The organism is Lentzea roselyniae (genome assembly GCF_039537795.1).
Lineage (GTDB): Bacteria > Actinomycetota > Actinomycetes > Mycobacteriales > Pseudonocardiaceae > Lentzea > Lentzea atacamensis.
Genome location: NZ_BAABBE010000013.1, coordinates 1 through 19,163 on the forward strand (window position 1 = coordinate 1; position 19,163 = coordinate 19,163).

The 19,163-nt window shown below is 70.0% G+C and carries 21 protein-coding genes and 2 rRNA genes; 21 read left to right on the top strand and 2 right to left on the bottom strand.

All coding sequences use genetic code 11. The features are described from left to right. The 14 genes from ABFX45_RS23275 to ABFX45_RS23340 form a co-directional block, all read left to right on the top strand. Positions 1 to 90, top strand: a 23S ribosomal RNA gene (locus ABFX45_RS23275); the annotation flags it as partial. A gap of 89 nt (positions 91 to 179) precedes the next feature. Next, positions 180 to 296 (top strand): 5S ribosomal RNA (gene rrf, locus ABFX45_RS23280). A gap of 86 nt (positions 297 to 382) precedes the next feature. Continuing rightward, positions 383 to 3,112, top strand: coding sequence for a hypothetical protein (locus ABFX45_RS23285; protein WP_346131925.1), 2,730 nt, complete (start codon positions 383 to 385; stop codon positions 3,110 to 3,112). Then, the gene (locus tag ABFX45_RS23290) at positions 3,109 to 3,903 is read left to right on the top strand and encodes an HAD-IIA family hydrolase (RefSeq protein WP_346131926.1); all 795 of its coding nucleotides are present in this window, start codon (positions 3,109 to 3,111) and stop codon (positions 3,901 to 3,903) included. Before ABFX45_RS23285 ends, ABFX45_RS23290 begins: the two co-directional genes overlap by 4 nt. Before the next feature lie 4 nt (positions 3,904 to 3,907). Further along, positions 3,908 to 4,075: a hypothetical protein gene (locus ABFX45_RS23295; RefSeq protein WP_170154966.1), complete on the top strand. Its 168-nt coding sequence runs from the start codon at positions 3,908 to 3,910 to the stop codon at positions 4,073 to 4,075. Between the two features lie 6 nt (positions 4,076 to 4,081). Then, on the top strand, positions 4,082 to 4,879 hold the full coding sequence (locus tag ABFX45_RS23300) for a TlyA family RNA methyltransferase (protein WP_346131927.1): 798 nt from the start codon (positions 4,082 to 4,084) through the stop codon (positions 4,877 to 4,879). After that, positions 4,876 to 5,766 carry an NAD kinase gene (locus ABFX45_RS23305; protein ID WP_109637128.1) on the top strand — a complete coding sequence of 297 codons (891 nt, stop codon included), beginning with the start codon at positions 4,876 to 4,878 and terminating at the stop codon, positions 5,764 to 5,766. Before ABFX45_RS23300 ends, ABFX45_RS23305 begins: the two co-directional genes overlap by 4 nt. A gap of 94 nt (positions 5,767 to 5,860) precedes the next feature. Next, positions 5,861 to 7,642, top strand: coding sequence for a DNA repair protein RecN (gene recN, locus ABFX45_RS23310; protein ID WP_211337374.1), 1,782 nt, complete (start codon positions 5,861 to 5,863; stop codon positions 7,640 to 7,642). Between the two features lie 226 nt (positions 7,643 to 7,868). Next, complete coding sequence (locus tag ABFX45_RS23315; RefSeq protein ID WP_346131928.1) at positions 7,869 to 8,501, top strand: hypothetical protein; 633 nt, start codon at positions 7,869 to 7,871, stop codon at positions 8,499 to 8,501. Continuing rightward, entirely contained in the window at positions 8,494 to 9,078 is a 585-nt protein-coding gene (locus ABFX45_RS23320) for a hypothetical protein (RefSeq protein WP_146231574.1), read from the top strand. The genes ABFX45_RS23315 and ABFX45_RS23320 overlap by 8 nt, the downstream gene beginning before the upstream one ends. Next, entirely contained in the window at positions 9,075 to 9,506 is a 432-nt protein-coding gene (locus ABFX45_RS23325; protein WP_346131929.1) for a hypothetical protein, read from the top strand. The genes ABFX45_RS23320 and ABFX45_RS23325 overlap by 4 nt, the downstream gene beginning before the upstream one ends. Then, positions 9,503 to 9,940, top strand: a complete 438-nt coding sequence (locus tag ABFX45_RS23330) for a hypothetical protein (protein ID WP_109637132.1) — start codon at positions 9,503 to 9,505, stop codon at positions 9,938 to 9,940. Before ABFX45_RS23325 ends, ABFX45_RS23330 begins: the two co-directional genes overlap by 4 nt. Before the next feature lie 63 nt (positions 9,941 to 10,003). Then, positions 10,004 to 11,188: a putative cytokinetic ring protein SteA gene (gene steA, locus ABFX45_RS23335; protein ID WP_109637133.1), complete on the top strand. Its 1,185-nt coding sequence runs from the start codon at positions 10,004 to 10,006 to the stop codon at positions 11,186 to 11,188. Then, complete coding sequence (locus ABFX45_RS23340) at positions 11,185 to 12,123, top strand: copper transporter (protein WP_109637134.1); 939 nt, start codon at positions 11,185 to 11,187, stop codon at positions 12,121 to 12,123. The genes steA and ABFX45_RS23340 overlap by 4 nt, the downstream gene beginning before the upstream one ends. A gap of 4 nt (positions 12,124 to 12,127) precedes the next feature. Here ABFX45_RS23340 and ABFX45_RS23345 read toward each other — a convergent pair whose 3' ends face one another. Next, a complete protein-coding gene (locus ABFX45_RS23345) occupies positions 12,128 to 12,811 on the bottom strand; it encodes an SMI1/KNR4 family protein (RefSeq protein WP_112227760.1) in 684 nt (227 codons plus the stop codon). A 177-nt stretch (positions 12,812 to 12,988) separates the two neighbouring features. Between ABFX45_RS23345 and pyrG the strand changes: the two genes are divergently transcribed. From pyrG to ABFX45_RS23365, 4 genes are read left to right on the top strand one after another with little or no spacing between them, the layout of a single operon-like run. Next, on the top strand, positions 12,989 to 14,671 hold the full coding sequence (gene pyrG, locus ABFX45_RS23350; RefSeq protein ID WP_407656928.1) for a CTP synthase: 1,683 nt from the start codon (positions 12,989 to 12,991) through the stop codon (positions 14,669 to 14,671). Further along, positions 14,668 to 15,288: an NUDIX domain-containing protein gene (locus ABFX45_RS23355; RefSeq protein WP_346131930.1), complete on the top strand. Its 621-nt coding sequence runs from the start codon at positions 14,668 to 14,670 to the stop codon at positions 15,286 to 15,288. The genes pyrG and ABFX45_RS23355 overlap by 4 nt, the downstream gene beginning before the upstream one ends. Positions 15,289 to 15,297: 9 nt before the next feature. Beyond that, positions 15,298 to 15,693 carry a DUF2752 domain-containing protein gene (locus tag ABFX45_RS23360; RefSeq protein ID WP_109637138.1) on the top strand — a complete coding sequence of 132 codons (396 nt, stop codon included), beginning with the start codon at positions 15,298 to 15,300 and terminating at the stop codon, positions 15,691 to 15,693. A 9-nt stretch (positions 15,694 to 15,702) separates the two neighbouring features. Further along, complete coding sequence (locus ABFX45_RS23365) at positions 15,703 to 16,125, top strand: SRPBCC family protein (protein ID WP_112227763.1); 423 nt, start codon at positions 15,703 to 15,705, stop codon at positions 16,123 to 16,125. Here the strand turns inward: ABFX45_RS23365 and ABFX45_RS23370 are convergent. Then, positions 16,122 to 16,730, bottom strand: a complete 609-nt coding sequence (locus ABFX45_RS23370) for an NINE protein (protein WP_109637140.1) — start codon at positions 16,728 to 16,730, stop codon at positions 16,122 to 16,124. The two genes, ABFX45_RS23365 and ABFX45_RS23370, sit on opposite strands and share 4 nt — an antisense overlap. Positions 16,731 to 16,783: 53 nt before the next feature. On the opposite strand from ABFX45_RS23370, the gene ald reads away from it, so the two are divergent. From ald to ABFX45_RS23385, 3 genes are read left to right on the top strand one after another with little or no spacing between them, the layout of a single operon-like run. Beyond that, on the top strand, positions 16,784 to 17,854 hold the full coding sequence (ald, locus tag ABFX45_RS23375) for an alanine dehydrogenase (RefSeq protein WP_346131931.1): 1,071 nt from the start codon (positions 16,784 to 16,786) through the stop codon (positions 17,852 to 17,854). A gap of 8 nt (positions 17,855 to 17,862) precedes the next feature. Beyond that, a complete protein-coding gene (gene xerD, locus ABFX45_RS23380) occupies positions 17,863 to 18,738 on the top strand; it encodes a site-specific tyrosine recombinase XerD (RefSeq protein ID WP_170154998.1) in 876 nt (291 codons plus the stop codon). Between the two features lie 24 nt (positions 18,739 to 18,762). Continuing rightward, the gene (locus ABFX45_RS23385) at positions 18,763 to 19,092 is read left to right on the top strand and encodes an ArsR/SmtB family transcription factor (protein ID WP_109637142.1); all 330 of its coding nucleotides are present in this window, start codon (positions 18,763 to 18,765) and stop codon (positions 19,090 to 19,092) included. The last annotated feature ends 71 nt before the right edge of the window (positions 19,093 to 19,163 follow it).

Genomic DNA, 19,163 nt, shown 5'->3' on the forward strand with positions numbered 1-19,163 from the left:
CCCAGCTAGACCACTGGGTTGATAGGCCAGAGGTGGAAGACCGGTAACGGTTGGAGCTGACTGGTACTAATAGGCCGAGGACTTGTTACAAAGACGCTACGCATCCACTGTGCGGTTCTGGAAGAACAACCAGAACCGGTCGAACCCCCGCGGGGTTGCTGGTTGTAATTTCATAGTGTTTCGGTGGTTATAGCGTTGGGGAAACACCCGGTCCCATTCCGAACCCGGTAGTTAAGCCCTTCTGCGCCGATGGTACTGCACTGGTTACGGTGTGGGAGAGTAGGTCGCCGCCGAACTTCTTCCCTGAAGGGGCTTGTGATTGCGGGGCACAACTACAGTGCTCGCTCACAAGCCCCTTTCAGCGTGTCCATAGGAGGATTTGGTGTCTAGGTTCGGGGATCGTCCCGGCGACCGTCAGCGTGGCCAGGGAGACCGACCGCGCCGTTCCGAGGGTGGCCGCTCAGCAGGCGATCGGAAGTTCAGCAACAACAGCAGCTCCCAGCGTGGGGAAGGCTCCGGCGACCGCACCAACCGCGGAGACCGTCGAGACGACCGCGCCGGCTACCAGCGCAACGACCGAAACGACAGCACCGGCTACCGCAAGAGCGAGTCCGGCGACCGTGGCGGCTACCGCTCGGGCGGCGGCGACCGCGGCGGTTTCCGCAGCGAGCGCTCGGGCGAGCGCGGCGGCTACCAGCGCAGCGAGGGTTCCGGCGGCCACCGCTCCGACCGCGGTGGTGACCGCCCGGGCTTCCGCAAGGACGACTCCGGCGACCGTGGCGGTTACCGCAAGAGCGACTCCGGTGACCGTGGTGGCTACCGGAAGACTGACTCGGGCGACCGTGGTGGCTACCGGAAGAGCGACTCGGGCGACCGTGGTGGCTTCCGGAAGAGCGATTCCGGTGACCGTGGTGGCTACCGGAAGACTGACTCGGGCGACCGTGGTGGCTACCGGAAGAGCGACTCCAGCGACCGTGGTGGCTACCGCAAGAGCGACTCCAGCGACCGTGGTGGCTACCGCAAGAGCGACTCGAGCGACCGTGGTGGCTACCGGAAGACTGACTCGAGCGACCGCGGCGGTTACCGGAAGACTGACTCGAGCGACCGCGGCGGTTACCGGAAGACTGACTCGGGCGACCGTGGTGGCTACCGGGGCGAGAGCTCCGGCGACCGTGGCGGTTACCGCTCGGGCGGCGGCGACCGCGGTGGATTCCGCAGCGAGCGCTCGGGTGATCGTGGCGGCTTCCGTCGGGATGACTCCGGCGACCGCGGTGGCTACCGCAAGACTGATTCCGGCGATCGCGGCGGCTTCCGTCGGGACGACTCCGGCGATCGCGGCGGCTATCGCAAGAGCGATTCTGGCGACCGTGGTGGCTACCGTTCAGGTGGCGACCGCAGCGAGCGTTCGGGTGATCGCGGTGGTTACCGCAAGAGCGACTCGGGCGACCGCGGTGGCTACCGCAAGAGCGACTCCAGCGACCGCGGTGGCTACCGGAAGAGCGAGTCCGGCGATCGCGGTGGCTTCCGCAAGACCGACTCGGGCGACCGCGGCGGTTACCGCAAGAGTGACTCGGGTGATCGCGGCGGCTACCGGGGCGAGAGCTCTGGTGATCGCGGCGGCTTCCGTCGGGACGACTCCGGCGATCGCGGCGGGTACCGCAAGAGCGATTCTGGCGATCGTGGTGGCTACCGGGGCGAAGGCTCCGGTGACCGTGGCGGTTACCGCTCGGGTGGCGACCGCGGTGGCTACCGCGGCGAGCGCTCGGGCGAGCGCAGTGGCGACCGCGGCGGGTACCGCAAGGACGACCGTGGCGGCTCCGGTGACCGGGGTGGCTACCGTTCGGGCGGCTCCCAGCGTGACGACCGCGCGGGTTACCGCAACGACGAGCGTCCCGCCCCCCAGCGCGACGACCGTCGTGACGAGCGCAGCCGTGAGCGTGCGGCGCGGTTCCAGGAGCGTCTGGTCGAGCAGGAGTCGGCGCCTCAGGACGAGGCGGCTGCTGCTTCCGACGTGACGCCGGAGGCGTCGGCCTCGGGTGAGCGCGCCGGCTACCGCCTGGGCGACGGCGCCGCGGCCACCCGTGCCGCCGCCGGCCGCGAGCAGGCCGGTGAAGGCGACGACGCCACCGGTGACGCCAGTGGGGTTCGTGCGGGCGACGACGCCGAAGACGGCAACGGCGAAGACAGCCGGGAAGATCGCGACGCCGAGGACCGCAACGTCGCCGGCGACAACGGCCAGGAGCGCGACGCCGAGGACCGCGACATCAGCGGCGACAGCGACAGCAGCCAAGACAGTGACGCCGAAGATCGCAACGTCGCCGCCGCCGACAGCGACACCGAAGACCGCGAGGTCCCGGCGACCGGTGTTGGCACGGACGACAGCGACCGGGTCGAGCGGGATGACCGCGACGACGCCCCCGCCCCCCGCGGCGGACGGCCCGAGCTGCCCGAGGAGGCAGACCTGTCGCTCCTCGACCCGGAGATCCGGGCCGAGCTGCGCAGCCTGCCCAAGGGCCTCGCGGAGATCATCGGCCGGCACCTGGCCGCGGCCGGGCTGCTGATCGACGAGGACCCCGAGCTCGCCCTGGAGCACGCGCGGTACGCGCGCAGCAAGGCGGCGCGTGTGGGTGTTGTCCGGGAAGCGGCTGGGCTCACCGCCTACTTCGCCGACGAGTGGGCCGAGGCTCTCAGCGAGCTGCGGGCCGCGCGCCGGATGATGCCGGGGCCGGGCCACCTCGCGATCATGGCCGACTGCGAGCGGGCGCTCGGGCGGCCGGAGCGGGCCGTCGACCTCGCCAAGGATCCGGCTGCCAAGGATCTGTCCCAGGAGGACGAGATCGAGCTGCGGATCGTCGCGGCCGGGGCTCGCCGGGACATGGGGCAGCTCGACGCGGCGGTCGTGGCGTTGCAGGGGCCGGACCTCGACCCGGGGCAGCGCAATCCCTACTCCGCGCGGCTCTTCTACGCTTACGCCGACAACCTGGCCGCGGCCGGCCGGATCGAGGAAGCCGTCAAGTGGTTCCTCAACGCCGCCGAGGCTGACGACGAAGGGGAGACGGACGCCGCCGAGCGCGCGTTCGAGCTGACCCAGGAGGAGACCGCGCAGCAGTGAGCGAGACGTTGGTCGACCGGTACGACGCGTTGCTGATCGATCTCGACGGCACCGTCTACCGCGGGTCCGAGGCCGTGCCGGGTGCTGCGGAAGCCATCGCGGCGGCCAGAAGCAAAGGTGTCGGGATCCGGTACGTCACCAACAACGCCTCTCGCTCACCGCAGGCGGTCGCGGATCACCTCGTCGAGCTCGGGTTCGACACGAGCGTCGACGAGGTGAGCACCTCCGCGCAGGCGGGCGCGGCCATGCTCGCCGAGCGCCTGCCCAAGCGCTCCACCGTGCTCGTGCTCGGCACCAAGGCCCTGGAGGCCGAGGTGTTCAAGCGCGGTCTCATCCCGACCGACACCGCCGAGGGCGCGGTGGCGGTCCTGCAAGGGCTGTCCATGGACCTCGGCTGGCGTGAGCTGGCCGAGGCCGCCGTGGCCATTCGAGGCGGTGCGCTGTGGGTGGCGTGCAACGTCGACGCCACCCTGCCCACCGAGCGCGGTCTTCTGCCCGGCAACGGGTCGCTCGTCGCGGCGCTGAAGGCCGCGACCGGCCAGGAGCCGCTCGTCGCCGGCAAGCCCGCCACCCCGCTGCTGCAGCAGGCCGCGAAGGAGCTCCAGGCGAACCGGCCGCTGGTGATCGGCGACCGGCTCGACACGGACATCCTGGGCGCGGTCAACGCGGGGATGGACTCCCTGCTTGTGCTCACGGGTGTGTCGACGGATGAAGAGGCACAAGCGCTTCCGGAAGACCAGCGGCCCACGTATGTCGGCGCGGACCTGTCGGTACTCCATCGGCTACCGTAAGACCGTGAGCTACCCCTTGCCCGGACCGCCGCCCAACCCGGCTGACGCCATCAACGGCGCGCTGGAGAGGCTCGACGGGCTCGAGAACGTTCCCCTCGCCGAGCACGTGGCGCGGTTCGACGCCGTGCACGCGACGCTCACCGACGCACTGTCGAGCATCGACAAGGTGTGATGCACAGTGCCTCGCAGAGTGCGGCTCGACGCCGAACTCGTGCGCAGGGGGCTCGCCAGGTCCCGTGAGCACGCCAGCCAACTCGTCGCGGACGGCCGCGTCACGGTGCGCGGCACCGTCGCGACGAAGCCCGCGACCGCCGTGGAGACCTCCGACGCGGTCGTCGTCAAGGATCTCGGCAACGACCCGAACTGGGCGTCCAGGGGCGCGCACAAGCTGATCGGCGCGCTCGAAGGCTTCAAGATCGACCCCGCGGACAAGCGTTGTCTCGACGCGGGCGCATCCACTGGCGGTTTCACCGACGTCCTCCTCCGCTACGGCGCGAGGCAGGTCGTCGCGGCCGACGTCGGCAGGGGTCTGCTCGACTGGAAGCTGCAGACCGACGACCGGGTCGTGGTGAAGGACAAGACCAACGTCCGCACCCTCACGCCCGAGGACATCGGCGGCAAAGTTGAACTCGTCGTAGCGGATCTTTCGTTTATCTCGTTGAGGCTTGTGCTTCCCGCACTCGCCGCGTGCCTCGACGAGGAGGGCGACCTGCTGCCGATGGTCAAGCCGCAGTTCGAGGTCGGCAAGGAACGCCTCGGCTCCGGTGGCGTCGTGCGTGATCCGGAACTGCGCGTCGAGGCGGTTCTCGAGGTCACCAAGGCCGCCGAGGAGCTCGGGCTCACCACGAGAGGTGTCGTCGCGAGCCCGCTGCCAGGACCGTCCGGCAACGTCGAGTACTTCCTCTGGCTGCGCAAAGGCGATCCTGTCGATGCCGCAGAGATGGTGCGCTCCGCTGTCGAAGAAGGGCCCCAATGAGGGAAGTCCTGCTGGTCGTCCACACAGGCCACCAGAGCAACATCGATCTTGCCCGTCAGGTCGCCGGCCGTCTGGCGGTCGGTGGCGTCACGACGAGGGTGCTCGACGACGAGGCGCGTGACCTCGGCCCGTCGTGCTGCACCAAGGTCGTGCCCGCCGACGACCACGCCGCCGAGGGCACCGAGCTCGTGCTGGTGCTGGGTGGTGACGGCACGCTGCTGCGCGGTGCCGAGCTCGCCCGCCCGGCGCGCGTCCCGGTGCTGGGCGTGAACCTGGGCCGGGTCGGCTTCCTCGCGGAGGCGGACTCGGACGCGTTGCACGAGGCCGTCGGGCACGTGCTGGAACGCGACTACTTCGTGGAAGAGCGCATGACGCTCGACCTCGTGGCGAAGGTCAACGGCGACGTCGTCGTGAAGACGTGGGCGCTCAACGAGATCAGCGTCGAGAAGCTGATCCGCGAACGCATCCTCGAGGTCGTCGTCGAGGTCGACGGCAGGCCCGTGTCGGCTTTCGGCTGCGACGGCGTGCTGTGTGCGACGCCGACGGGCTCGACGGCGTACGCGTTCTCGGCCGGTGGCCCTGTTGTCTGGCCGGACGTGCAGGCGATCCTGGTGGTGCCGAGCAACGCGCACGCGCTGTTCGCCCGCCCGCTGGTCGTGTCGCCGAAGTCGCACGTGGCGTTCGAGATCGAGGCCACGGGTCACCCCGCCGCCCTGTCCGCGGACGGGCGGCGCACGTTCGAGCTGCCCGCGGGAGCACGGATCGAGATCGTGGAGGGTGAGGTGCCGCTCAAGGTCGTGCGGCTGCGCCAGGCTCCGTTCACGGACCGGCTGGTCGAGAAGTTCGACCTGCCGGTCAAGGGGTGGCGGGGACCATCGGCAGGCTGATCGCGCCGCTCGGTGCATCGGCACTCGCTCGTTATGGTGCCCCAGAGCAAGGTCCCATCCGGAAATGTCGGACCCGACAAGTAAGGTTCGCCCTGTGCTGGCCGAGATGCGCATCAATGGCCTTGGCGTGATTGACGAGGCCACTCTTGAACTCGATCCCGGATTCACCGTTGTCACCGGTGAGACGGGCGCGGGCAAGACCATGGTCGTGACCGGGTTGCACCTGCTCGGCGGTGGCCGCGCGGAGGCTTCGCGCGTGCGCACCGGAGCCGACAAGGCGGTGGTCGAAGGCCGCTTCCAGGCTCCGGCGGGCAGCCCTGCCGCGAAGGTGGCGGAGGAGGTCGGCGGCGAGGCGGACGACGACGGTTCGCTGATCGCGATCCGCACCGTCGGCTCCGACGGCCGCTCCCGGGCCCACGTCGGAGGCCGCTCCGTGCCGGTCGGCGTGCTGTCCGAACTGGCGGAGCAGCTGATCGCCGTGCACGGCCAGAACGACCAGCTGCGCCTCATGCGCCCGACCGAGCAGCGCGCCGTCCTCGACCGGTTCGCGGGCGACGACGTGGCCGAGCCGCTGCGCGAGTACCAGCGCATCCGCACGGAGTGGCTCAAGGTGGCCACCGAGCTGAGGGAACGCACCGAGCGGTCCCGCGAGCTCGCCCGCGAGGCCGACCTGCTGCGGCACGGCTTGTCCGAGATCGACGCGGTAGACCCGAAGCCGGGTGAGGACGCCGAGCTGCACGACGAGGCCCGCCGCCTCGCCGACGCCGACCAGCTCCGCGAGGCCGCCCAGGGTGCGCAGTTCGCGGTGAGCGGCTCGCTGGAGGGCGACCCGGACAACCCCGGCGCGCTCGGCCTGATCTCCGAGGCCGCGCGCCGCCTGGCCGCGTCCGAGGACCCGAAGCTGCGAGAGATGGAACCGCGCCTGGTCGAAGCGGCGACGCTGCTGGCCGACGTCGGCGCCGAGATCTCCGGCTACCTCGACCACCTCGAAGCCGATCCCGGCCGGCTGGAGCAGGTGCTGCAGCGCCAGGCCGAGCTGAAGGCGCTCACCCGCAAGTACGCGGCGGACGTCGACGGCGTGATCGAGTGGGCCAACGAGGCCCGTGCCCGTCTGGACGGGCTGGACACCTCAGAAGAAGCGCTCACCGCCCTGGCCGCGCGCCGCGACGAGCTGGCGGTCGAGCTGGCCGCGCTGGCGGAGCAGGTCACCGCCGCGCGCGTCGAGGCCGCCGCGGAGCTGGGCAAGGCTGTTACCGAGGAGCTCGACGGCCTCGCGATGCCGCACGCCTCGGTCGAGCTGGCCGTCAAGCCCCGGCACGCCGAGGCAGGCGACCCGCAGGCGCTCAACGTGGGCCGCTCGATCCTGCACGCGGGATCGTCCGGCGTGGACGAGGTGGAGCTCCGGCTGATCTCGCACCCCGGCGCGCCCGCGCTGCCGGTGCACAAGGGCGCGTCCGGCGGTGAGCTCTCGCGCGTGATGCTCGCGCTGGAGGTCGTGCTGTCGCACTCCGATCCGGTGCCGACGCTCGTGTTCGACGAGGTGGACGCCGGCGTCGGTGGCCGTGCCGCGGTCGAGGTGGGCCGCCGGCTGGCCAGGCTCGCCCGGTCGCACCAGGTCATCGTGGTGACGCACCTGCCGCAGGTGGCGGCCTTCGCCGACCGGCACCTGGTCGTCGACAAGTCGGCGGACGGCACGTTCACGCGGTCCGCGGTGCGCAAGCTGGACGAGACGCAGCGGGTGGTCGAGCTCGCCCGGATGCTGGCGGGCATGGACTCGACCGACACGGGCCGGGCGCATGCCGAGGAGTTGCTGGCGGCGGCGAAGGCGGACAAGTCGGCGGCTCCGGTGGTGCGGCGCCGCAAGAAGAAGGCCTGACGGCTTCGGTTGTGTTTTCGGGTGGGCGGCTGCGCGGTCATGGCGTGGTCGCCCACCGTCTGCGTACGCGGGCGAGCTGAGGCGGTCGGCCCACCGACAAGATCGGCGCGGCGGAACTCTGCCGCAGTCCTCTCCGCAGTTCCGCCGGCGTTCGGCATGATGGGAGCGTGACCGAGTTCCGGTCAGCGGACGCACACGCTTGTGCGGTGGAAGGTGGACCGGATCTGTGACCACGCGCCGGGTGTTCGGGGCGGTGCTGGTGTTCGTCGCGGCCGGGCTGGCGGTGGCGGCGACGTTCCTGTCGGCCTACTCCGTGCAGGTCGAGCTGCAGGGGCGGACGTTGCGGTACGAGGCTTCGTCGTGGGTCACCGAGCGGGACGACTTCCGCGGTGCGCTCATGCTCGCGCCGCTCGACTACGGGGAACCGGCGGTCGGGGCGGCGCTCGTGATGGCCTTGTCGGTGGTGCTGGCGTTCCGGATGCCGGCCGCGCGCGTCGGGTCTTTGCTCGGGGCCGGGGTGCTGGCCGGGGTGGCCTGGACGGCGATCGCCGGGGTGCAGGGGACGATCGACAAGCTTCGTGAGCTCGAGGCGCCCGTGCCGTTCGACGTGGAGCAGGGCGACGGCGTCACCGTGCTGGTCGTCGCGGCTGGGGTGGGGGTCGTGTCGGCGGTGCTGCACCAGGAGCTGCCGCGCAGGGTCGTCAGTGAGCCGATCGTCACCGAGGGCGGCGCGGTCATCCACCAGATCGAGGGCGACGAGAGCGAGACGCCGCCGTACGGGTTTCCGGTGATCGTCGAGCCCCAGGAGCCCCAGGAGCCCCAGGAGCCGCAAGAGCCGAAAGAGCAGAAGAGTGATTGATCGTCGCAGGATCGCCGTGCTGCTGCTGGTGCTCGGGGCTGCGCTGGCGGTTGCCGGCAGCCTCCAGGACACCTACCGCACCGCCCACCGCGAGGTGACGTGGACCTCGACGTTGTGGATCGCCAAGTCGAGCTTGCCGGACGGGCGGGAGGACGACGCCTACTTCGCCGTCGGGTGGCCGGTGGTCGTGGCCGCCGTGCTGATGGCGGTCGCGGGGCTGCTCGTGCTGCGGGAGCAGACGGAGTTCGTCGGCAGGCCCGTGGCGATGGGGGCCGCTGGTGCGCTGGCCGGGGCCGTGTTCGTGTACCTGATGCTGCTGCGAAGCCAGGCCGAGGACATGAGCAAGTGGCCGGTCGACACCGGACATCCGCCGTCGCTGACCGTCCTCGGCGGCACGTACATGTTGGGCCTCGCCGCGGTCATCGGCCTGGCCGGAGCGGCACTCGCCCAGCGCAAGCAGGAAGAACCGTCGCCGGAGGACGAAGAGGACGTGGTCGTGCACCAGCTCGACAGCGACGACGACACCCCGCCGTTCGGCATCGAGATTCCCCTTGAAGAGCAGCAGGAGACGCGGTGATCGGAAGACCGACGGCGGTCGCGCTGATCGCTGCGGGGGTGGTGCTGACCGCGACGGCGATGGTGCTGCCGTGGTACTCGACCGCCTACGCGGGCAACATCGAGGTTGTCGTCAGGGCGTGGGGCACGGAGGTCGTGAACAAGCCCGGCGACTGGCCCGCGGGTGAACTCTCGCCCTGGTACGGCCTGCCCGTCGCGGTCGCCGTCGCGCTCCTGATCGCCGGGATCTGGGTCAGCCGGGCCGCGCTGGCCGGAGCGGCGGCGCAGCTGGGCGCGGTCGGCATCACCGCGGTGCTCGTCGTGTCGGAACGTGGCCACGCCCTCGAGCAGCAGGGCGACTTCGCGATCGGCTTCGGGCTGGTCTTCCTCGCGATCGGAACGCTGGTCGCCCTCACCGGTGCCATCGCCGTCCAACGGGAACAGGCATGAGACTCCTCAGCGCGGGCCTGCTCGTCCTGGCCGCCGCGGCAGCGGTCACCGCGACCTTCCTGCCGCTGTCGGAACTGCTCATCCGCCTGACTCCCGACCAGCCGCAGACCGCCTACGTCACCACGGGCTGGAGCACCCGCTTCGGTGCCACGGAAGACGAGCACGGTCCTCTCTTCGGCATCCCGGCGGTGGCCGCCGCGGTCGCCGTCCTCGTCGGCGTCCGATGGTGGAAAGTCGCATTCGCCGGAGCCGCGGCACTCGCCGGAGTCACCGGAATGCTGTTCGTGTATTTGCTGAACGCGATCAGCTTTCACAGGCAGGGCAACATCACCATCGACCCCGGTCTGGAAGCGGGGTTCGGCAACGGGATGTGGGTCCTTATAGCGGCGACAATCGTCGCGTTTGGAGCCGTAGTGGTTCACCCCGACGACTGATCAGAACGAATTGCCCGGCGTGCCTCACCTGTCGCGTGCGCACCGTGAGTCACTATCGGGCGCATGAAGCTTTCCGGGTTGCTGAGCCGCACTAACCACGAACTTCCCGGTGTCACCGGCGTCGCACGGGTTGATCGGCGCGTGAGTGACCTGGTGCGGCGCGTCAGTCCCGGTGATGTCGCCGTTTTCGACCTCGTCGACCTCGATCGGCGTACCGCGGAGGCGCTCGTCGCCGCCGAGGTGGTCGGTGTCGTGAACGCCTCGCCGTCCATTTCCGGCCGTTTTCCGAATCTCGGGCCGGAACTGCTGATCGAGGCGGGCATTCCGCTGATCGACAACGTCGGTGCCGTCGCACTGCGCGAGATCAAGGAAGGCACCAAGATCCGGCTGCACGAGGGTGTCGTCTACGCCGGGGAACGCGAGCTCGCCAAGGGTGTCGAGCAGAACGCCGAGAGCATCGCCGACGCGATGATCGAGGCGAAGGCCGGCATGTCGGCGCAGCTGGAAGCGTTCTCCGCCAACACCATCGAGTTCCTGCGCAGGGAACGAGCGCTGGTGCTCGACGGTGTCGGCGTGCCCGAGGTGTACGTGCCCATGCGCGACCGGCAGGTGCTGGTCGTCGCGGGTGGACCGTCGCACGCGGAACAGCTGCGCAAGCTCCGCAAGTACATCCGCGAGTACCGGCCGGTGCTGATCGGCGTCGACACCGGCGCGGACACGCTGCACGACGCCGGGTACAAGCCGGACGTCATCGTCGGCGACCCCGACGGCATCGGCACCGCGTCACTGCGCGCGGCCACCGAGGTGGTCGTGCCCGCGCAGACCGACGGCCACGCTCCTGGCCTGCAGCGGATCCAGGACCTCGGCATCGGCGCGGTGACGTTCCCCGCGTCTGGCAACGCGGAAGACCTCGCGTTGCTGCTCGCCGAGGCCCACGGGGCGTCCCTGGTCGTCACGGTGGGGCTGCGCGCGACGCTGCGCGAGTTCCTCGACCGCGGGCACTCCGGTTCCAACCCCTCCACGTTCCTCACCAGGTTGAAGCTCGGCAGCAAGCTCGTCGACGGGGAGGCCGTCGCGACCTTGCATCGCAGCCGGGTGTCAATGGGCGTGATCGTCCTGCTGGTGACCGCCGCGATCGCCGCCATGGTGGCGGCACTGGCGGTGTCCGGCGTCGGTCACGTCTACGTCGACATCGTGGTCGACGCGTGGCAATCCGTCGTCAACTGGTTCAAGGGGTTCTTCTCGTGATCTCGCTGCGCTACCACATAGTTTCGATCACCGCGGTGTTTCTGGCGCTCGCGGTCGGTGTCGTGCTGGGGTCGACCGCGATCAGCGGGCGGCTGTTGTCCGGCCTGAGCGATGAGAAGAACTCGTTGGCGCAGCAGGTGAACGACCTGCAGAACGACCGCAACGCGTTGAACGCCAAGCTGACGGAGGCGGACAAGTTCGCCGCGTCGGTCGGTCCGCTCGCCGTCAAGGACGGACTCGCCGACCGGACCGTGGTGCTGGTGACCACCTCCGACGCGCGTCCGTCCGATCGGGACGCTCTGACCGGCATGCTGAAGTCCGCGGGCGCGAGCGTCACCGGCGAGATCCAGCTGACCGACGCGTTCGCCGACCCCTCGCGCGGCGACCAGCTCCGCGACCTCGTGGCCCGGCTGCAGCCCGCCGGCTCGCAGCTGCCCACCGCCGGTGACCCCGGAACGCGCGCGGGTGGCCTCTTCGGCACGCTGCTGCTGCTCAACCCGTCGAACAACCAGGCTCAGGCCACCGCCGACGAGGCGGCCGCCGCGCTCGCCGGACTCTCCAACGCCGGGTTCGTGAAGGCGACCTCCGGTGTGAAGCCCGCGCAGCTCGCGATCGTGCTCACCGGCGGCGCCGCGATCGGTGACTCGGCCGCCGACCGCGCCGCGACGATCGCGCGCTTCGCCACCCAGCTCGACCGGTCCGGTGCGGGCGCCGTGCTGGCGGGCGCGAACGGCTCCGCGAACGGCACCGGCGCCATCGGCGTGGTCCGCGCGGACACCAACGCGACTTCCATCTTGTCCACGGTCGACAACTCCGACACTCCGGCAGGCCAGATCGTCGTCGTGATGGCACTGCGCGAACAGCTGGAAGGCCGCAGTGGACGTTATGGAGTGGCCGGCAACGCCGAGGCGTCCTCGCCGGGACCCGCGGGCTGAGTCCTCAGCATTCGGTCGACCACTCGCCGGGCAGCGTCTTCAGCAGCACTTCAAGCGCGTGCGGTGTACGGGCACGGGCCCAGAGCCACTGACTGTCGTCCTCCCGCACGATCACGTCGTCGCGGGCGAACCACCGGGTGCCGGGACTGTTCAGCGGCAGGAGCGCGAAGTGGTCCTCCAGCAGGGAGATGTCCCCCTCGGACGTCTCCCTGTCGGCCGTCTCGGCGCCGTCGCGGAACAGCGCCTCCGACAGCACCATCTCCACGCACGCCAGCGAGAACCGCGGCAGCCACGGGTCCCAGCGCTCCTCGGCCTTGTTGACGAGGTCGAGCTTGATCAGGACCTCCGGGTCGTCACCGGTGACACGCGTGCCCCAGGCCGCGACCCACTGGTTCTCGTCCCGGAAGACCAGCACTCCGTGGTCGACGCGCAGTTCGGCGGGCGTGAGCAGCCGGTCCTGGTTGCTCGTCAGGTCGGGCCGCTTGCCGAACAGCGACAGGGCCTCCTTCACCGCCTCCGGGATCCGCACGCGGAGCTGGTCCTCGGTGTCCGCGAGCTCCTGGCGGCTCCAGCCGTCCTGCGGCTCGATCGGCTCCGCCCACGCGGCCGCGAACCCTTCGATGAAACGCCACGCCGCATCGCGTTCGCGCACCGCTCTGGCGGCTTCCCCTGCCACGTCGAAGGTCACGTGACAACGATTCCTGATCTCGGCCCGTACCGGGCGGAGTTCGGGGAAACCCCTCGCTGCGCCGATCGGGTGATGTGATCTGCCGGGTCGTGGTGCGCTGAGTGACCGTCGGCGTGTTAGCGTTAGGGCCCGTGGACAGGGGGATTTTCCCCCACGATTTTCACGGGAGCCCCGTTGGTGCAGCAGGCACGTACGACCAAGCACGTCTTCGTCACGGGAGGCGTCGCGTCTTCCCTGGGCAAGGGGCTCACCGCCTCCAGCCTCGGCCAGTTGCTCACCTCGCGCGGCCTGCGGGTAACGATGCAGAAGCTCGACCCGTACCTGAACGTGGACCCCGGCACGATGAACCCGTTCCAGCACGGCGAGGTCTTCGTGACCGACGACGGTGCCGAAACGGACCTCGACATCGGGCACTACGAGCGGTTCCTCGCGCGGGATCTGAGCGGCGACGCGAACGTCACCACCGGCCAGGTGTACTCCGAGGTCATCGCCAAGGAGCGCCGCGGCGAGTACCTGGGCGACACGGTCCAGGTCATCCCGCACATCACCGACGAGATCAAGCGCCGCATCCGCGCGATGGCCGAGCCGGACGCCGACGGCGTCACACCGGACGTGGTCATCACCGAGGTCGGCGGCACGGTCGGTGACATCGAGTCGCTGCCCTTCCTCGAGGCGTGCCGCCAGGTCCGTCACGACGTCGGCCGCGACAACGTCTTCTTCCTGCACGTCAGCCTGGTGCCGTACCTCGCGCCGTCCGGCGAGCTGAAGACCAAGCCGACGCAGCACTCCGTCGCGGCGCTGCGCAACATCGGTATCCAGCCCGATGCGATCGTGTGCCGCGCGGACCGGGAGATCCCGGACGCGTTGAAGCGCAAGATCGGCCTGATGTGCGACGTCGACACCGACGCCGTCGTCGCCGCCGTGGACGCGCCGTCGATCTACGACATCCCGAAGGTCCTGCACGCCGAGGGCCTCGACGCGTACGTGGTGCGCCGCCTGGGTCTGCCGTTCCGCGACGTCGACTGGACGGTGTGGGGCGACCTGCTCGAGCGCGTGCACAACCCGTCGGAGACGGTGAAGATCGCGCTCGTCGGCAAGTACGTCGACCTGCCGGACGCCTACCTGTCGGTCACCGAGGCGCTGCGTGCGGGCGGGTTCGCGCACCACGCCAAGGTCGAGATCAAGTGGGTGCCGTCGGACGAGTGCCAGACCCCCGAGGGTGCGGCGCGCGCGCTGTCCGGCATGGACGCGGTGCTGATCCCCGGCGGGTTCGGCGTGCGCGGCATCGAGGGCAAGATCGGCGCGCTGAAGTACACCCGCACGCGCGGTGTGCCGACGCTCGGCCTGTGCCTCGGCCTGCAGTGCATGGTGATCGAGGCCGCGCGGAACCTCGCGGGCATCGAGGACGCGAACTCCAGCGAGTTCGAAGAGGGCGGTTCGCCGGTCATCTCCACGATGGCCGACCAGCAGGACGTCGTCTCCGGTCAGCGCGACATGGGCGGCACGATGCGCCTGGGCGCGTACATCGCGAAGCTCACGCCGGGCTCGCAGGTCGCGACGGCCTACGGGTCGACCGAGGTCTCCGAGCGGCACCGGCACCGCTACGAGGTCAACAACGCCTACCGCGGCAAGCTCAGCGAGGCCGGTCTGGTCTTCTCCGGCACGTCGCCGGACGACCGCCTGGTCGAGTTCGTCGAGCTGCCGGCCGACGTGCACCCGTTCTACGTGGCCACGCAGGCGCACCCGGAGCTCAAGTCCCGTCCCACGAAGCCGCACCCGCTGTTCGCGGCGTTCGTGAAGGCCGCGATCAACTACCGGGTGGCCGACCGCCTCCCGTTGACCGCGGGGGCCTCGAAGTGACCTCCCGGCACGACTTCCGGACGGTCTCCAGCGAGGACCTGCACGTCGGGCGGGTCGTGGCGCTGCGGATCGACGAGGTCGAGATGCCCGGTGGCGACACGGCGAAGCGCGAGATCGTCGAGCACATGGGCGCGGTCGCGGTCGTGGCGGTCAACGACGCCGACGAGGTCGTGCTGATCCACCAGTACCGGCACGCCCTCGGCAGGCACCTCTGGGAGCTGCCCGCCGGGCTGCTCGACCACGACGGCGAGGAGCCGGTCGTCGGCGCGCGGCGGGAGCTGGCCGAGGAGGTCGGGCTCGACGCCCAGCGCTGGGACGTGCTGGTCGACGCGGCCGCGTCACCCGGCTTCACCGACGAGGTCGTGCGCGTGTTCCTGGCGAGGGGCCTGTCCGAGGTGGACCGCGAGGTGCAGGGCGAGGAGGAGGCGGACCTGGAGATCCACCGCTTCCCGCTCGACGAGGCGGTGCGGATGGTGTTCTCCGGCGAGATCGTGAACGCCTCCGCGGTCGCCGGCCTCCTCGCGGCCCGCGAGGTGCTGGAAGGGCGTGCCGAGCCGCGTCCGGCCGACGCGCCTTTCCGCGACAAGCCGACCCGGTTCGCCGCGCGCAAGAAGTAGGTTGGAGCGATGAAGACGCTGAGAGGTGCGCTCACCCGGTTGCGCGCGCCTCTCGGCGTTTTGGCTCTTGGCGGCGCCGGTGCGGTGCTGCTGCTGTTCGTCGACCCGAACCAGCCCGGCAACCTGCTGCCGAAATGCCCGTTCAACTGGCTGACGGGCCTCAACTGCCCGGCGTGCGGAGCCACGCGCATGGTGCACGCGCTGCTGCACGGTGATGTCGTCGGTGCATTCCACTTCAACGCCGTGTTGCTCGCGTTGGGCGTGCCGCTGGCCGTGTGGCTGTTCGCGCGGTGGACTCGCGACCGGTGGACCGGGGAACGGCGATCCGTGCCGAAACGGGTCGGTGTCGCCGTTCTCGTCGTGGCGGCTGTTTGGGGCGTAGGCCGCAACCTCGCCGGGATCTAGACTCGGCGCATGGCTGGCCTGCAGCATTCCGTGGTCATCGCGGCCCCGCCGGAGCGCGTCTTCGACGTCGTGGCCGACGTCGAACGCTGGCCGGAGCGGATCCCGACGGTCGACTCCGTGGAGCGTCTCGACGACGGACCCCTGGCGGTCGGCTCGCGCACCCGGTTGCGGCAGCCCCGGTTCTCCCCGGCGGTGTGGACCGTCACCGAGCTGACCGCTGGGAAGTCGTTCACCTGGGAGTCGAAGTCGCCCGGTGTCACCGTCATCGCCGCGCACGACGTTGAGCCGCACGCCGACGGGAGCCGGCTCACCCTTGCCCTGACCGCTTCCGGTCCACTGGCGGGGATCGGCTGGCTGATGACCCGATCGCTGATCAAGCGGTACGTGGAGACGGAGGCCGCCTCGGTCAAGGCGGCCGCCGAGAAGGACTAGTCGCGGAGTTTGCGGCCCTGCGCGTCGGTGCCGCCGTTGACCAGGATGATGATCCCGTCGATCAACGACCAGATGCCGCAGCCACCGCAGGTCAGCAGCTGGGCGACGGCGATGCCGACGTGCCCGGTGTAGAAGCGGCCGATGCCCAGGTTGCCCAGGAACAGCTGCAGCACGCCCGCGGCGATCTTCGACTTGTCCGACAGCGGCACGCCGGTGATCGGGTCGTAGCCGTACGGGGCGGCCGGGTTCGCGTAGCCCATGCCCGCGGCCATGCCGGGAGGAGGCGGCGGAACGGCGTACTGCTGGCCGGTGGGCGGCGGGTAGTACGGCTGCGTGGGCTGGGGCGCGAAACCCGGTGGCGGCGGCGGAACCGCGGCGAACGGCACCGAGGGCGGCGCGAGGAACGGCGGATGCGGCTGCGGCAGGTCGCGGAACAGTTCCGCCAGCTCGGAGTAGGTCTGCGCGCCGGACGCGCGGTTCACCCGCTCCTGGTACTCGCCGATGTCGAGCCGCGCGAGCGCGAAGTGGTCGTTGAGCGCGGTGATCGCCTCTTCGCGCTGCTGGTTGCCGATGCGCTGCTGCTCCGGCCCGAATGCTTCTGACACAACTGCGCACGGTATCCGATGCAGCAGATCGATATCGGGAATACGCTGCGACGATGCTGGTCGGTGTCCCAAAGGAGATCAAGAACCACGAGTACCGCGTCGCGATCACGCCCGCCGGTGTGGTCGAGCTGGTCCGCCGCGGGCACGAGGTCGTCGTCGAACACGACGCCGGAGCTGGTTCGTCGTTCCCCGATCACGAGTACATCGCCGCAGGCGCGCGGATCGCCGCCACCGCGGACGAGGTGTGGGCGTCCGCGGACCTGGTGCTGAAGGTCAAGGAACCGATCGAGCCCGAGTACCACCGCATGCGCCGCGATCAGGTGCTGTTCACGTACCTGCACCTCGCGGCGAGCGCGGAGTGCACGAAGGCCATCGCCGCCGCGGGCATCACGGCCATCGCCTACGAGACCGTGCAGCTGCCGGACGGTTCCCTGCCGCTGCTGGCACCGATGAGCGAGATCGCGGGGCGGATGGCGGCGCAGGTCGGCGCGCACTGCCTGGAGCGTGCGCAGGGCGGCCGCGGCGTTCTTCTCGGTGGTGCGCCTGGTGTGGCGGCCGGCAAGGTCGCGGTGATCGGCGCGGGCGTCGCGGGGATGAACGCGGCGACGATGGCGATCGGCATGCAGGCCGAGGTGGTCGTGCTCGACACCAACGTCAACCGGTTGCGGCAGATCGACTTCACCTACCGCGGGCACCTGCAGACGATCGCGTCCAACGTCTACGAGGTCGAGAAGGCCTGCTGCTGGGCGGATCTCGTGATCGGCGCGGTGCTGGTGCCGGGCGCGAAGGCCCCGAAGCTCGTGAGCAACGAGCTCGTGTCCCGGATGCGCCCAGGCAGCGTGCTGGTGGACATCGCGGTCGACCAGGGCGGCTGTTTCGAGGACACCAGGCCGACCACGCACGACAACCCGACCTACCGCGTGCACGACTCCGTGTTCTACTGCGTGGCGAACATGCCGGGCGCAGTGCCGAACACGTCGACGTACGCGTTGACGAACGTGACATTGTCGTACGTCATCGCGTTGGCGGACAAGGGTTTTGAACGAGCGATCACGGAAGATCCGGCGCTCGCGAAGGGCGTCAACGCGCGCGATGGAGAGATCGTGCTGGAAGGACTCGCGTGATTGCAGACCTGGTGGCGAGCTACCTCGACCACCTCGCCGTCGAACGCGGCACCGCCCGCAACACGCTCGACTCCTACACCCGCGACCTGCGCCGCTACACCGAGCACCTCGAGTCGATCGGGGTGACGGAACTGGGCGCGGTGACCGAGTCGCACGTGAGCGAGTTCCTGGCGGCGTTGCGGGAGAGCGGGCTCGCGGCGTCGTCGGCCGCCCGGACGTTGGTGGCCGTGCGCGGGTTGCACCGCTTCGCGCACAGGGAAGGTGTGGTGCCCCATGACGTCGCAAGGGCCGTGCATCCGCCATCGCCGCCCAAGAGGCTGCCGAAAGCCTTGCCTGTCAACGATGTCCTGACGCTGCTCGACACCGTCGGGAACCTGCGGGACAAGGCGTTGCTGGAGTTGCTGTACTCGACCGGCGCGCGCATCTCCGAGGTCGTCGGACTCGACATTGATGACATCGATGCCGGAGAACGAACCGTGCTGCTCGACGGAAAGGGCGGAAAACAGCGGCTCGTCCCGGTTGGACGGCCGGCGTTGGCGGCGGTGGACGCGTACCTGGTTCGCGCGCGGCCCGCGCTGGCGGCCAAGGGTCGTGGGACACCTGCATTGTTCCTGAATGCACGTGGGGGCAGGCTTTCCCGGCAGAGCGCGTGGACGGTTCTGAAGACCGCCGCGGAGGAAGCCGGGATCACCGCCGCGGTGTCACCCCACACGTTGCGACATTCGTTCGCCACCCATCTGCTCGAAGGGGGTGCTGACGTTCGGGTGGTTCAAGAACTTCTCGGGCACGCATCGGTTACGACCACTCAGGTGTACACACTGGTAACCGTTACGACTTTGAGGGAGGTCTACGCAACTGCACACCCTCGGGCCACTGGAACATGAGGCTTCCACGGGTACGGTGGTCAGGTGCCGAACTTGGACGAGCCGTCCCCACAGGCCATTGATCTAGCCGCCGTGCTGCACGCGCTGAGCGACCCGACCAGGCTCGCGGTCGTTCGCCAGATCCAGTCGAGCGGGGAGAGGCTGTGCGGGGCCTTCGAGGTTGACGTGGCGAAGTCGACCCTCTCCCAGCACCTGCGCGTGCTGCGAGAAGCAGGCATCACCCGAACACGCTGCCGCGGCAACCAGCGCTGGGTGTCGCTGCGCCGTGATGACCTGGATCTTCTGTTCCCCGGGCTCCTGGACGTGGTGCTTTCCGCCGCTGACCGGCGCACACGAACGGATGTGCCCGCCTAACTCAGTCTTGACAAACACCGGCGAGGCGCGTTGCCGCTCGCACGGGTGCGGCCTAGGCTGCGCCCGGAGAG

Excerpts from the sequence above, each read along its gene's own strand:
- ABFX45_RS23305 (WP_109637128.1), top strand. The coding sequence starts at position 4,876 with ATGAGGGAAGTCCTGCTGGTCGTCCACACAGGCCACCAGAGCAACATC.
- ABFX45_RS23330 (WP_109637132.1), top strand. The coding sequence starts at position 9,503 with ATGAGACTCCTCAGCGCGGGCCTGCTCGTCCTGGCCGCCGCGGCAGCG.
- steA (WP_109637133.1), top strand. The coding sequence starts at position 10,004 with ATGAAGCTTTCCGGGTTGCTGAGCCGCACTAACCACGAACTTCCCGGT.
- ABFX45_RS23360 (WP_109637138.1), top strand. The coding sequence starts at position 15,298 with ATGAAGACGCTGAGAGGTGCGCTCACCCGGTTGCGCGCGCCTCTCGGC.
- ABFX45_RS23365 (WP_112227763.1), top strand. The coding sequence starts at position 15,703 with ATGGCTGGCCTGCAGCATTCCGTGGTCATCGCGGCCCCGCCGGAGCGC.
- ald (WP_346131931.1), top strand. The coding sequence starts at position 16,784 with ATGCTGGTCGGTGTCCCAAAGGAGATCAAGAACCACGAGTACCGCGTC.